We start from the raw sequence: 13,647 nt of genomic DNA on the forward strand, positions 1-13,647 counted from the left end.
CAGTACCAAATGTTCGAGTATCATTCCATGCTCAGAGAAAGAGGTATCATTCAGTCGATGTCTCGCAAGGGTAACTGCTATGACAATAGCATTATGGAAAATTTCTTTGGAAAGATGAAAAACGAGATGTTTTATGGACATGAATATGAGTTTAACACTCTAGACGAACTTAAAGATGCGATGGAGAAATATATCCATTATTACAACAATGATAGAATACAGAAAAAATTAAAAGGCCGAACTCCTTGTGAAGTAAGAAATTCAGCCTTAGAATAAGCATAAGTTTTATTTGTTCAACTTATGGGGGGCACTCCAAAAAGACCTGGGGTTTTCTTAAGGCAACCAGTGCTTTCGCTGTAAAGGCTGTTGCTCATGTCGGTCTCAATGCAGTCGGTGCTGACGGGGATAAGCTTATTGATGGTTTGGTAGACTCGATTAAAGGCGAAAAGAATGATGAGCTCACTCTTAAAGAGGTTCGTCCAAAGGAATTCAGAGATGCCTTTGCCAAGGTAATTACAGAATGCCTGGATCAGGATCGGAAAAACGGAGATACCAACAAAAAAGGCTTCATGTTTTTCATTGATGACCTGGATCGTATTCCGCCGGAAAATGCTGTACATATTCTGGAACTCCTTAAAAATCTGTTTGAAGTAGAAAACTGTATTTTTGTGCTGGCCATTGACTATGAGGTTGTAGTTAAAGGTCTTAAGGCAAAGTTCGGTGCAGAGAACCAGATGGATGAAAGAGCCTACCGCTCATTCTTCGATAAGATTATCCAGATGCCGTTCTCCATGCCTATCGGTGCTTATGATATTGCTGGTTTTGTAGAGAGTTCTGTCGATAATATCGGAGTATTTTCTCATGATGAACTGAATCAGTTACTCTCTGTTGATGGGGAAAAAGAAAAAACCTCCGAGGTACTGGCTGATATGGTTCTTCTTTCCACCGGAACCAATCCCCGTTCTATAAAACGCCTTTTAAACAGCCTTTCACTGATTGATATTATGCAAAAGATAAAAATCAGAAAAGAAAGGGAGTGTGGCAGAAAAATCAGTGACATGTCCGTAGAAGACAAGACCATGAATTTCGGACTGGTATGTATTCAGGTGGCATATCCGGATATATACGATCTACTGATACAGGAATCAAATTTTCTTGAATGGGATGACTGTTCAGCGAGAGACTTTAGATTGAAGGCCCTGAGCCCGGAAAAAGCTGAATATTTAAGTACGCTTGAAGAATTTGATGAAAAGTGGGAGCAGGTTCTCTACAGAGCATGTCAGAAGAGTATATATCTGTCTAACAGGGTGCTTAATATTTCCCGACTGCTTAATAAGATTCGTTTCCTCTGTCCGGATCCGGAGCAGTTCCCGGCAAAAATCGTTGAGCTGCTGGGCATGTCAGCGGTAACTACGGTTTCTTCAGTTGATTCTGTGACAGTTGAGGCTAATAAAAACAAGAACTATTCAAGATCTAATGATGTTGAAGATTTCTTCAGCAAGGTAAAATGCAGTAATCCTGACCTTATTAAACGTCTGAGATGGATAATCGGTATGATTACTGAAATTTTCGGAAATACTGTAAAGCCTGCGGTTTCAACTTCTCAGCTGGCATTCTGGTTTACCAATTCTCTTACTAGAAGCAGAAGATTCCTGGCAATATGGTATATACCTGCTACTAAAGAAGATCCTAATGAGTATATCGAAATCTCGCCATGTGGTGCAGGCTCCACCGTCTGGCCGTTTGGGGATTCGAGGAAAGGTTTTGTCTCAAAGATTCCGGATTGGTACAAAGGCATTAATTTCCGTATTAAATGGGCTCCTGGCTCTGATAAGGAGGAAATCCTCGGTTTTCATCCGTATGAATATGTCAGCAGAAAGATTTGTACAGAGGAACTGTGGAATCTGATATCTGACAGATATACTCCGGACAAGCTTTGCGATTCCTACAATGAACTGTTTATGTTTATTACTGAATGCTTCTTTAAGTACGGATCCAGGGTTCCGCTTCCAAAACCTTTTACCGGTATTACTGAGAATTAGCAGATAAGCATTAATTTAATAACTCAAGTGGAAAGCCTGGGTTATTAACCCTAAATTCCCAGGGGTAATTTGTAACTACATTAATCGCTACGCTTCATCATCGGATAAAGTCTTTGGCAATGAATTATGAGCTTGCAATTTATCCCCTTGTTTATCGAAATAATTCGGATACTCAATTTTAAATTTGTCGTATAAAATTGTGGCTGAACTCTGAGCTTCACTGGTAATGATTCTAGTGGAATATACCGTGCAACAGTTCTTTTTTTAGTTTGAAAAGTTAATGCTGAACGGAGGTTGTTCTGAACAGAATTCCATCAAACATGGTATCAATTATAAAATGCGGTACAAAAGAACATCTCCGTCAAAACTCTAAGTATATTTATCCACGATATGTTTCCGTATCTTAAACGGAATAAACACATATAAAAGATGTATATAATGTGTTCAATAAGAAATTAAGTAGTAATTTTTAGATATGGAACAGATTATGTAATTATGCTCAATTGGTAAAATATGAGTAGGGCTTTTAAAGGCTTTCATTAACCTTTACCGCTCTGAATAATACTAAGAGGATAATATGGACGAAGATAAACAGCCAAAGGATGCAATGGACTACCTGGCAATGCTTGTCAGAACACAGGGACTGCTTTTCTCATATGTTGCAAGGGAATATCCGCAGATGGATACCGCTGATTTCATTCATTTTTACATGGAATCAAAAACAAGAAGAGTTATCGATGAGAATGAGGTCGGTTCGCATACGCTTGAACTTAAGGATCTTCTTGAATACATAGACAAAAATGAAGTTTATGAGTTTAAAAAAGGTAAAACCATAGAACCGGAGATTGCTGAATGGATTGGTGAGTTCTATGCGTATTATCAGTTATGCGTGAACGTTCCGAGCAGAGAAATGATCAAGAAGATACCTGTAAGTTATCTGGTAAGCATATATCCGCGATTTGCCAATTTCGATCTTGAATTTGTGATGCAGCATATCTCAAAGACTGTTACTCACGATAAGAAGTAAGAGGTGTTACAGTGGAAAACAATGGGGGAAAATAAGCGCATGCAAACTTAAATGTTTGTATATATATATATATATATATATGATCGCATAATATCCATTATGTTAATAAAAGGGGGATCCAAATATCCCTTAAGACCATATTATGTCAGTGTCTTTCCTTACCATCTGTCTTTAGTGCCAGGCTTTCCGGTATGAGGATTAACGTTTCCTTTAACGCTCCAGTTATTGTTGTGATATCCGTCTTTACCTGAGCGATAATGCGACTGTACATATGTTCCATTACTTCTGGTGTAACCTTTTACATGTGTATCAGCATATACCTGGGAACATATTGTTAAAGTTACCATTGACGTCAGCAGCAGTAGAAATCTGTTCATTGATAAAATCATATCCTAATCAACTAAGCAATAAATCAAAACCTTCATGCAGTATTCGTTAAATAATAATGCAAAAACAGAAGTTGGAAAACATCTATGAACACTAAAGCAGTATTTTACTTCCCGAGCACCCTATTAGAATTTCGTGAATGCTCAATGGTATACGTCCGCCTGCCGCGTTGATTCAATGATTCCGTTATTTTTGGTCTGTATGAGTGTTCTCATTAAACTCAATAAGTTCAACATCACTGTCATCCGAGCTTCTGTAGAAAGCATAATACCTGGTTTTTCCGCTGTTGTCTTTGAAGGAAATGCCGTAAACCGGAGTGTTTCCTTTCATTGTCATTTTAATAAGCAGAGGTTTGTTCTTATACAGTTTTTTGGTCGTATATACAGGTTTGTGTTCAAAGATGTAGTTTCCTTCAGAATCTGTATCTGTCAGTTCCAGTGACAGTACCGCAAAATCAGTTACATAATCCGTTGAAGATGAAATAAGAACACTTGTTTTAGGACCGTTGTGATCAGCAGTGAATACTGAGTATTTTGAGTAATTGGTTCCCAGTTCGGATGAGGACTCAAGCTTAACGGCCAAATCTTTTTTATTATTCTGTGAATGATGAATTACGTGAAGTTCACCGCCATATTGAGCAAAATTCTTGAGGTCGTTTATATAAGCAGTTCTTACTTTGAAATTCTCATAAAAACCGTTAAATACATCCTCATTGATATTAAGTTCCTCTGACGTGCTGGCATTCTTCAGACCATTGGTATTATGGTAATATCTGATTTTGCCGTTATCTTTGTCCACTTCGTTGAAGAAAAAATCAGAGGCCTTGATAATGGGAACACCGAAGTCAACAAATTCAAATTCTCCGAAAGAAAATGTATCAGGAGATTCGGAAGTGTATTTAAAGAATCTGGTATTGTCGATAAAACAGAACAGCTCCCCTATCGGACTTTCATACAGTTTTCTCGGAGATTTGTTATGTATTGTATAGAGTGCGTAGATTGCCTGGCAGTTCTTTGTTTCATCCTTAAAGGTTTCGGCGATAATCAGTTCAGGAATACAGTCACCGTTAAGATCCGTTATGGAGTATCCGAAATTGTTCAAAGCCTCGGATTTCGACATGAACTCAATTGCATCAGCAAGTCCCCTTTCTCCGTCCTTAACTCTGTGCTTATCGGGACCGTAGGCAACCAGATCGTAAAAACTGTCTACAATTCTCGCATAATCGGATTCCTGGCCGTACTTCATGTAATCTTTGGCTTCGCATTTGTCGTCAGCTACGGCAGTGTGACTTCCGAGAAGCATTAGAGCTGTAAGGAGAGAAATTTTAAATAATTTCATAGGCATACCTTCATCTGAGCACTCATCGTGAGGAACAGATACAACACATTGTTGATTATAATTATACATTACATGCTCATATTACAATGTGATGTCAGATGCTAATCAGTCATTTTGAAGAATGTTTCATTTATATTTTGGCAAAAAAAATTCATGTTTTGTGTTTTTGCACCATACGGTTAACGAATTCAGTAATAAAGATCTGATAAAATACATCTATTGAGCGGTATCTGTATTTTCCCGGTGGTTTCTGATGAGTCATTACGGCAGCGCCTATGCACTTCTGCATTATAAAGAGTTAAATGATTATACTTATATCAAGTATACAATTGTTACTCTCATTATTATTATGGTTGTTATCCGTATAATTCGTTTTATCAGATGGATTCATGGTAAATTCAAAGGAAACAGACCTTCAGGTCATCTACTGTCATCCCGTTATATTGCCAATGAAAACAATGTTTTTGTTTCCGGCGAAGATGTCATGGTTACAGACCCGTCTGCTCTGATTATCATGGCCGGGAAGAATAATGCTGATGCTGTTATCAGCTCTCTGCGCCGGGATCTTGGACTCTCCAGGGTATTTGTAACCACTGCCGTACTCAAGGAACTTGAAAGATATGATGCTTCACAAAAGAGCAAAGTCATTGATGACTCTGCCGTAAAACAGCAGCCTGCCGTTCTGGCTGAAGTTCAGAAACTTGTAAAAACAGAAGAGATTACGGTAGTTCACGACACTGTAAACGGATATTACGCAGCTCCGACAATAATTGCTCTGGCACTGGAATTGCAGAAGCTGGATAACCATGTTACAGTTCTTGCAGGCGACGGACGTCTGCTCCTTGATATTATGAATGCGGACGGATGCAGACATAACAGAATCCGAATGATTAAAACTCTTTATTACTGCGCTGACGGTGAAATAAAACCGGTTGACCGCAACACCCTGACAGGAACAGTTCCAAGGTAAATAAAAGTTACTGGTTAATGATTATAGTTAAAGGAGAAACAGAAAATGGGCAGACTAATTACAGTTTCAGAACCCCTTCCGGCCGAGATGCTTTCAAAATTGAAGAAAGATGCGCACGAACTCGGTTTCGATGTTCTGTATGAAACGGATAAGAAAAAAGCCGAGGAGCATCTTGCCGAGACTGAAATTTTTTTTGGTATTCTTAATCCGAAGTCCCCTATTCCTCAGAATCTGAAATGGCTTTGTCTTCCTTTAGCCGGTGTGAATGACTACAGTTCAAGAACCGAGTTTTTAAATGGTTCATGCATGCTTTCCTGTTCTTCTGGTGCATATGGCGTAACCATAGCAGAACACCTGGTCATGCTTACACTCATGCTTTTAAGGAGAATGCCTGAATATATCGAAGACAAAAAGGAACGCATATGGAGAAATGACCGTGAGCTTAATTCCATTTACGGAAGCCGTGTGACTGTTCTGGGTACGGGAGATATCGGAAGAAACTATGCCCAGAGGATTAAACCTTTCATGCCTGAATCAGTAACTGGAGTTTCCCGCTCCGGAAAATCAGAATGTGATGCATTCACATCCATTCATAAAGTAAGTGAACTTGATAGCATCCTTCCTGAAACCGACATTCTTGTTATGAGTCTTCCGGAGACACCTGATACCATTCATATACTTAATGGTGAAAGAATTGCACTTCTTCCGAAAAATGCGATCATCATAAATGTAGGTCGCGGAAGCAGTATTGATCAGCCGGCTCTGGCTAATGCTCTCAAAGAACATGTCATTTGCGGTGCTGCACTTGATGTTCTTGAAAAGGAACCTTTACCTGAATCAGATCCATTAAATGAAGCTCCGAATCTGATTATTACCCCGCATATGGCAGGACAGCGTACTTTAAGACGTACTGTTGAAATAATGTTTGATAAGTTTCTGACTGATCTTCACCGTTATGCCGCCAATCAGCTACCTGAGAATCTTGTAAACCTCAACAGAGGCTACTGATATATTGGAAAAAGAGAACTTATATACCGTAGGAATGCCGATAAACCGCAGTTTTACGGTACTTCTGAAAGCCCTTGGTTGCACGAAACACCACGATATATAGTGGTACGAATGTTTAAAAAAGGTTCCGATAATCTCCATCATGAGAGGATCGGAGGTGGTGATCCTGTTTGTATCGCAGATCTCCTAACCGGGAGCCTTTTTTGATTTTCGGAGTTTCAAAATGAACGACAGCCCCCTCAGGCTTTCAGCCGATACGTCTCCCGACGTATTAGCCCAGCAGAATTGCTGAAGAGATGACGACCATGAAAGCCCGCAAGGTTCTGCTTAAAAACCTCACAGGCAATTCTGCATTCCGCTACGATAAGTAAAGCGGTTCTAATGGTGCTCTGCTACTTAATGCGGAGCACTTTCACTGCCTCGGTGCGGATCAGTTTACCGTCAAGAAGCTCATAGGCTAGATAGCCAATCTGCCCATTGATAGTGTTAACCTCCAGCTACATACTGTCAAAGTCAAATTTTGTAGACACCATTCTGTCATTTTCATCAAATTCAACTAACAGATATCTGGAGTAGATATCATCACGCCCCCTAACCATCAATTTATCAGATTTTTCTTTAAGGATTTCTCGTGTTTCTTCCCTAGTCATACCGGGTTTTAATTTGAAGGACAACTGGCGAAGAAGAGAATGCTCTTTTAACATTTCGTCAGCTTCATCCCAATAATGCTCTCTTGCCACCAGACAGGAGGGGCCATTGTCCTTATCCCAGATTACTGCAATATTGAGCTCATTACACTGATATGATGATGCAGCTGTTTCATCAGGAGTAAACTTGCTTTTATCAAAAATATTGAAAAAATGCTTTTCATATTTTGGGTATATTAATTTTCCGTTATACCAGACTTCAAAAAAGCCCTTTTCCATTCCCAAAAATTCAACCGACTCGAGAAGTCCGTTTTCATCATAATCCAAACGTATACTGTATTCATCATAGAAGTCCGATCTTCCATTAAACCACGGGGCATAAACAGCATTACCCATAGCCTTTCTGGCTTCTTCCCTTGTCATGTTGAAGACCAGATCTCCGATTGACTTATTTGGTATCCATTCAAAAACCTTCATATTAAACCTCCCAATTATTGTCTTCCAATTTGTTCACGAATTTCAGCATTTCTTTGATTTCTCTGTCATACCTGGAACCAAATAGCGAACGGATAGTATTTATTTCTTCGATAATGACATATTTTATTCTTCCCTGTTGTATAAGTTCAATTTGTTTTTTTCTATAATCCGCGGAGGACTTATAGCGTCCGTATGATTTTGTATCCAGATGATCACTTTTAAGCATACGAATACACGGCGCTGTATTATAGGATAACAGTCCTGTGGCACTGAGAGCCTCAGCACTTATTATATGGTGAACATCGTATAGGGAGCCGTCTGTACAATATTTAACGTAATCATATCTGCCTCCGATTACTGGTTTTTTATCAAGCACTGCTTTTTCTTCTTCGCTTAAATCATCAAAGAAATAAGGATAAGGTCTGCCTGTTTTGGTATACAGTGTTACAAAACGATCTTCTGCAATGCCGTCGCTAAAGTATGAACTGTATTCAATAGTATCATTCTCATTATTCAGAAACACACCTGACGATTTATTCAGATTCACTTTATTTATTGTTGATATCGTCTGCTCTCTTTCAGCGCAGGCACAACCGAGTTCGCACGCCCAACCTTTCATAAATGCCCGTTCAATATCTTTAGTGGTCACATTTTTTGATTTGTTTCTATTGACTTCTCCATAAATGTTTCTTTGGGCGATATATCTATTTCGGGAACATTCCCAACCTAAACCATAGGCATGTGCTATATCCATTATCGATGAACTTTTTTGAGGGGAATTCTTAAACATAATTAACCTCTAACTCTTAAATATAAACCACAATTTGAGCAACCTTATTGTCTTTACATGATGAATAACAAAAATGCTCTAATGCTACTGCATTTAATTTTCCACCAGCAATTCCAATCGGTAGCTCATTTAACACTTATATTATTAACACATTGAGCCAGATTTTTTACAGTAGAAAATATAAAACATCCAAGTTAATGCGTTATTGTGATTAATATTTGTTTTTATATAATTGTTTGCTGTTTCTTGAGAGTATATATTGACATTTATAAAATATTTATTTTATAAACTTTTATAGAAGAATCCATATCTTCATCCAGGCAATCAAATATCAACAACATCGTCATCTGACATAAACAATCATCAAAATCCACCACCGCTCACATAAAATCAATTACCTTTGACAAGTATCGGTCACATTTTTCACGCAAACAATGCAATTACTGATGCAATAAAACCAATATAAAAGGTTCTTCACGGAATAGTATGAACCCTGTTATTGAGCACTCTAGATTGATAACGAGGGCTTAATATGAAGTTAACTTATGAAGATAAAGTGAAGATTGCTAAAGATTATAAGAAGTTTGGCTCCAATCGCACATCGAAAAAGTGTCAAATTTCAAGAAGGTATGTAGTAATGCTTGCTAACAAATATAAAAACAACTGTCTTAATAAACATTCAAAAAATAATAAGTACACGCTAGAATTTAAATTAAATATAATTACAGCTTATGTTCAAGGAGAAGGTTCATTTGAATCACTCGCGAATAAATTTGGAGTAGATTCGAAATGCAGGTTGTATGAAGTTGTCTGTAAAGGTGATCGGTGTCCAATATAATTCCAAAAAAAGTATGAAATTTACCATTAATATATATACTTTAAAGCATTGATTCGTTGAGACGGCAAAGCTGTATTTCCGAATCATAATTCCTAAACGAATTTAACGAGGATAAATATGAATAAAGCAGTCATTTCAGCAATGGCAGTTATTGCTTCTGTTGCAGGTTCTCAGACTTCTGCTGCAGAATTTGAAGACAATGGTTTAACCATTATCACTGACAACTTTAAAGTTGAAGAACGGAAACAGGATGAAAAATCAATTCTCATCGTAAAGCAGGATAATGAAATAGGAACTCTCGGAGACAGGGTTGTTGTTTCCGGGGAGAAGAATCCTAATCACATTGCTTATGTGAAGAATGCCAACAATCACAATTTTATTATTAAAAATAAACTTATTGTTCAGTGCCGGAAGCATCAGAACTGCATTCCTTCCGGACTTAATTCAGAACAGATTTCCAAGAATATTTATGAAATAACTGTTGAAAATTATGACCAATGGAAGTCACTTCAGAAGGAACTGAGCAATACCGCAGGTGTAATTAATGTTGCTCCTTCACTGTATGACGGTTCAAATATTGAACTCAGATAAGAATACTTCAGTCATTCCGATGTCCTTCTTTTCAGCAGAAAGCGACATTTAACTGATGAATCATATGTCTGTCCGATAAGTATTTAATCCGGACAGAGAAAATAATTTAGGATGAATTTATGAAATTATCTGCAAAAAATGCCTGTCTGGCACTGTTTAATGCATTACTTCTTTCTTCCATTACTGCATGTGGCAGTGGAGGCGATGAAAAAGATCCGGGACCTAAACCTAAACCTACCCCTGTTGCAGAAGATGAAATAACCGAAACGGAGCAGAATGAATCAAATGTCACTCTTTCTGTTACCCAGCATGGCGACATGTTTACCGGTAAGCCTTTTATCATCAAATTTGAACAGAAGCCTTCAGTCAGTTCTCTTAAAGGTCAGATATCACCGGTTATTACCGCTAAATATGGCGTCGTAACAGATGTTAATCCTCTTACTGATGAATCAGCCGCCTCGGGAACTGTTTTCTATTATCTTCCGCTCAGCGCGCTGAAAGCTCTCGGTGATGTCTACAGTTTTACTGAAGAATTTACGGTAACTGATGCTGATGGCAATATTTCCGTATACGAACTTGCACAGGGTGCGAATACTTCTCACGGCGATCCGCTGTTAACTGATCAGTGGCATATCAGAAATGTCAGTCAGAATCCGTTTAAAGTATCTAAGAAACCTGTTAAGGGGATTGACCTTAATGTTATTCCTGCATGGCATGAAAAGGATTCGAACAATGAGCTTCTCTCCGGTAAGAATGTCAGGGTTGGTGTATGGGATGCTCCTATAGATCTTAATCATGAGGAGTTAAAGGACAAAATTTACACTCCTTCAGGAATTACCTCTGACGTGAACAAGGGACTGACATTAAATGAGGTAATTAAAAATCCTAGTATACTTCATGGTACCGCAGTTTCCGGTATTATCGGAGCTTCCGCAGGTAATGCCAAGGGGGGCAGAGGCATTGCACCGGATGTGCTGCTTACCTCATATGCCATGAATGGTGTTGATACCAGTTTCCTCGCCAGAAAGGATGATCTTGATATTGTTAATGCAAGTATCGGCTCCAGCAACAGTTTTGCCTTTGACCCTGCATTCGAAATGACACTGCAGGCAATGTTTGAAAATGGCATACCTTTGATTAAAGCTGCCGGTAATCAGTTCAACTCGATAACCTACGACCATGATGATCTGTATCCTACAAAAGCATGTCTCAGATATAAAGTGTCGTGTCAGTATGAACAGTCTTCATCCCTTGAACGAGGAAGATATCAGATCAATGTTGCTGCTTTGAACTCTCTGGGTGAACATTCTTCTTATTCTTCAGCCGGTTCTCATATATGGGTAAGCGGTACCGGCGGTGAATTCGGCTACCGAGGTTCAGGCAGTGATTCTGCCGCAGTGGTGACCTCAATTTACAGTCAGGATCCATCAAAATATTCTGATTGGGATGCCGGTACTCCATGGAGAAAAGACAGTACTAACTATGAAGCCCGTAAATTCTATACACAAAGGATGAACGGAACCTCTGCGGCTACACCTTCCGTTACAGGTGTTTCTGCTCTTGTTCTTCAGGCAAAACCTGATATTACCGTACCTCAGTTGCGTTATATTCTTGCAACAACTGCAAGAAATGACAGGGACTGGAGTTCTCTTGCCTACTCCAGCATCAGTGCCTATGACAGTGATCTCGGTGAAACGGTAACTCCTGACAGAGGATGGAATTCAAATGCATCAGGACTGCGTTTCTCCAACAGATACGGATTTGGTGTGGTTGATGCCGAAAAGGCCGTTAAAGCCGCTTTAAACTGTAACAGTGATGAATTATGTGCCAAGAGAGCCAGTCTGCCTCAGGATTACAAGAATACCAACAGTAATCCATGTACAACATCAGATGACGGCAAGATTGTAACCTGTATCTTCTCAGATTTTGTCAATACTGAGGATTCAAGCGATAATCAGTCAGAAATTGAAGTTGAAGAAGTATCTGTTAACCTGAATTCCTTCGGTTATACTTCAGACACTCCTGAAACCATTGTTGAAGATGACAATGCTGCTTCATATTGTAATTATGCCGCATCAAACGATGGATACATTGCCGCAATTGCATATGCAAACAATCTCCTGCAGATGGAAATCAGATCACCGAATGGAACCATTGCTCTTGTTAAGCCGGTTTATGCAAACTGGGATTTCTCAGGTAAGGTTCTTAACAGTGTATACGGTCTTGGCTACAAGTCTCCGTTCCTGGTAAATACTTCTGATTTCTTTACCGAAAAGTTCTCTGCTTCAAACAACCTGTTCATTCTTACCTTTAAGAGTAAGTGTTCAATTGACGTAGACGAACTCAACAAGCATATCTATCTGCTTGTCGGCGGTTACCCTGATCGTGCGGCAGACTAACCGTCTTTTCTGATTTTAATAGTACGAACCCCGTTATTGATCACTTGATTGATAACGGGGTTTTATTATGAAATTAACTTATGAACAAAAGTTATTAGTTATTGAAGACGATCTTTCGTACTCGTCTGAGAGGATAGCAGGTTGGGCTTTCGCTGAACTCCCCTTTTGGCCCCACAGCTCGCATCTACTTCAAAAAACGCCTCTATTCTCCAACAGTAGTGCCCTATATTCTTAATAGCTGCTTTAACTTTGAACTCTTTGAAATTACTAAACTTAAAATTATTTTTGAAGTGTCTAATTCATAAGACTTATTGTTTTTTTGTTATAATAACGTGAAATACATCAAACAAAACCGTCTGAAAAGATATCTTCTTCTCTCTTTTTCATCTTCTGGCTATATGAAATAAAGTATTTTTTTTGCTTTGGTCGCTTTATTCTGAATTTTTTTAATTGAATCTTCTCTTTCCCAGATATCACCTAAGCCTGTTAGGTAACATATTGTTGCCCATTCAGCATAAGGAATTTTAACTTTTCCAGTTCTCCAGCGTGATATTGTCGCTAGTTTTACACCTATCAGGTCAGCCCACTCCTGGAGAGTGTAGTTAAGCTCATCCATCGCTTCCACAACTTCCTCTGATGTTGGTCTAACCCAGTCGGAAAAAGAACATAATGTTTCGTCTCTAATCATTAGTGTAGAACGATCGAAAAAGTTGACCACTAAAACGATCAGAAGTTGACCACCCTGATTTTAATTTAAACGTTAATTCTTTGCCAATAAATTTGCTTTTTTAGCAGAGAGCAATCTGTAACTGTTATGAAACGACCTTTGTCAAGCAGAAATTTAGGCAAGACATTTTCCTCAGTGTAAGCACGGCATTGGCCACTCTGTTATACGGGGGTTGGTTACCTCAGGTCAATGGTTCGCCGCGAATTCTATTTGTCTGTAGTCGAGGATCACTGTTCATAGTGCCATCATAGTTTCATCGTAGATAATTCAAACCTTCTTGATGAAAAACGTCTTATCTAAATCACTGTCAGTTTCAGATGTTTAAGTAATCACATCCGGCTATAAATTTACTCTAATTAAACAGTTATCAGGCATTAGCTCTCTAACTTCGTTATTACTATATTCA

The 13,647-nt window shown here is 38.7% G+C and carries 12 protein-coding genes; 7 read left to right on the forward strand and 5 right to left on the reverse strand.

The window, feature by feature from the left end; translation table 11 throughout:
• The 3 genes from T489_RS0110615 to T489_RS0110625 all read left to right on the forward strand — a co-directional run.
• Positions 1-276, forward strand: a 276-nt coding sequence (locus T489_RS0110615; RefSeq protein ID WP_037319111.1) for an IS3 family transposase, incomplete at its 5' end; no start/stop codon positions are given.
• Positions 277-422: 146 nt separating this feature from the next.
• The gene (locus T489_RS0110620; protein ID WP_031580011.1) at positions 423-2,042 is read left to right on the forward strand and encodes a P-loop NTPase fold protein; all 1,620 of its coding nucleotides are present in this window, start codon (positions 423-425) and stop codon (positions 2,040-2,042) included.
• 577 nt (positions 2,043-2,619) lie between these two features.
• Entirely contained in the window at positions 2,620-3,069 is a 450-nt protein-coding gene (locus T489_RS0110625; RefSeq protein WP_031580012.1) for a hypothetical protein, read from the forward strand.
• A 158-nt stretch (positions 3,070-3,227) separates the two neighbouring features.
• On the opposite strand, the gene T489_RS0110630 is transcribed toward T489_RS0110625, so the two are convergent.
• Both T489_RS0110630 and T489_RS0110635 read right to left on the reverse strand, forming a co-directional pair.
• Positions 3,228-3,446, reverse strand: coding sequence for a hypothetical protein (locus T489_RS0110630; RefSeq protein WP_031580014.1), 219 nt, complete (start codon positions 3,444-3,446; stop codon positions 3,228-3,230).
• A gap of 196 nt (positions 3,447-3,642) precedes the next feature.
• A complete protein-coding gene (locus T489_RS0110635; RefSeq protein WP_031580015.1) occupies positions 3,643-4,794 on the reverse strand; it encodes a hypothetical protein in 1,152 nt (383 codons plus the stop codon).
• Positions 4,795-5,047: 253 nt separating this feature from the next.
• On the opposite strand from T489_RS0110635, the gene T489_RS0110640 reads away from it, so the two are divergent.
• Together T489_RS0110640 and T489_RS0110645 are read left to right on the forward strand one after the other, a co-directional pair.
• Complete coding sequence (locus T489_RS0110640) at positions 5,048-5,764, forward strand: hypothetical protein (protein WP_031580016.1); 717 nt, start codon at positions 5,048-5,050, stop codon at positions 5,762-5,764.
• 45 nt (positions 5,765-5,809) lie between these two features.
• Positions 5,810-6,772, forward strand: coding sequence for a D-2-hydroxyacid dehydrogenase (locus T489_RS0110645; protein WP_031580017.1), 963 nt, complete (start codon positions 5,810-5,812; stop codon positions 6,770-6,772).
• 497 nt (positions 6,773-7,269) lie between these two features.
• Here T489_RS0110645 and T489_RS0110650 read toward each other — a convergent pair whose 3' ends face one another.
• Both T489_RS0110650 and T489_RS0110655 read right to left on the reverse strand, forming a co-directional pair.
• Positions 7,270-7,896 carry a hypothetical protein gene (locus T489_RS0110650; protein WP_031580019.1) on the reverse strand — a complete coding sequence of 209 codons (627 nt, stop codon included), beginning with the start codon at positions 7,894-7,896 and terminating at the stop codon, positions 7,270-7,272.
• Position 7,897: 1 nt separating this feature from the next.
• On the reverse strand, positions 7,898-8,686 hold the full coding sequence (locus T489_RS0110655) for a hypothetical protein (protein WP_031580020.1): 789 nt from the start codon (positions 8,684-8,686) through the stop codon (positions 7,898-7,900).
• Positions 8,687-9,641: 955 nt separating this feature from the next.
• Between T489_RS0110655 and T489_RS0110665 the strand changes: the two genes are divergently transcribed.
• Both T489_RS0110665 and T489_RS0110670 read left to right on the forward strand, forming a co-directional pair.
• Complete coding sequence (locus tag T489_RS0110665; RefSeq protein ID WP_031580022.1) at positions 9,642-10,115, forward strand: hypothetical protein; 474 nt, start codon at positions 9,642-9,644, stop codon at positions 10,113-10,115.
• Between the two features lie 119 nt (positions 10,116-10,234).
• On the forward strand, positions 10,235-12,514 hold the full coding sequence (locus T489_RS0110670) for a S8 family serine peptidase (RefSeq protein WP_031580023.1): 2,280 nt from the start codon (positions 10,235-10,237) through the stop codon (positions 12,512-12,514).
• 394 nt (positions 12,515-12,908) lie between these two features.
• On the opposite strand, the gene T489_RS0110675 is transcribed toward T489_RS0110670, so the two are convergent.
• A complete protein-coding gene (locus T489_RS0110675; protein WP_157608215.1) occupies positions 12,909-13,202 on the reverse strand; it encodes a helix-turn-helix transcriptional regulator in 294 nt (97 codons plus the stop codon).
• Positions 13,203-13,647 lie beyond the last annotated feature (445 nt).

This window comes from Ruminobacter sp. RM87, assembly GCF_000701925.1.
GTDB classification, from domain to species: Bacteria; Pseudomonadota; Gammaproteobacteria; order Enterobacterales; family Succinivibrionaceae; genus Ruminobacter; species Ruminobacter amylophilus.

Excerpts from the sequence above, each read along its gene's own strand:
- T489_RS0110625 (WP_031580012.1), top strand. The coding sequence starts at position 2,620 with ATGGACGAAGATAAACAGCCAAAGGATGCAATGGACTACCTGGCAATG.
- T489_RS0110635 (WP_031580015.1), bottom strand. The coding sequence starts at position 4,794 with ATGAAATTATTTAAAATTTCTCTCCTTACAGCTCTAATGCTTCTCGGA.
- T489_RS0110630 (WP_031580014.1), bottom strand. The coding sequence starts at position 3,446 with ATGAACAGATTTCTACTGCTGCTGACGTCAATGGTAACTTTAACAATA.
- T489_RS0110665 (WP_031580022.1), top strand. The coding sequence starts at position 9,642 with ATGAATAAAGCAGTCATTTCAGCAATGGCAGTTATTGCTTCTGTTGCA.
- T489_RS0110650 (WP_031580019.1), bottom strand. The coding sequence starts at position 7,896 with ATGAAGGTTTTTGAATGGATACCAAATAAGTCAATCGGAGATCTGGTC.
- T489_RS0110670 (WP_031580023.1), top strand. The coding sequence starts at position 10,235 with ATGAAATTATCTGCAAAAAATGCCTGTCTGGCACTGTTTAATGCATTA.
- T489_RS0110645 (WP_031580017.1), top strand. The coding sequence starts at position 5,810 with ATGGGCAGACTAATTACAGTTTCAGAACCCCTTCCGGCCGAGATGCTT.
- T489_RS0110655 (WP_031580020.1), bottom strand. The coding sequence starts at position 8,686 with ATGTTTAAGAATTCCCCTCAAAAAAGTTCATCGATAATGGATATAGCA.
- T489_RS0110675 (WP_157608215.1), bottom strand. The coding sequence starts at position 13,202 with ATGATTAGAGACGAAACATTATGTTCTTTTTCCGACTGGGTTAGACCA.
- T489_RS0110640 (WP_031580016.1), top strand. The coding sequence starts at position 5,048 with ATGAGTCATTACGGCAGCGCCTATGCACTTCTGCATTATAAAGAGTTA.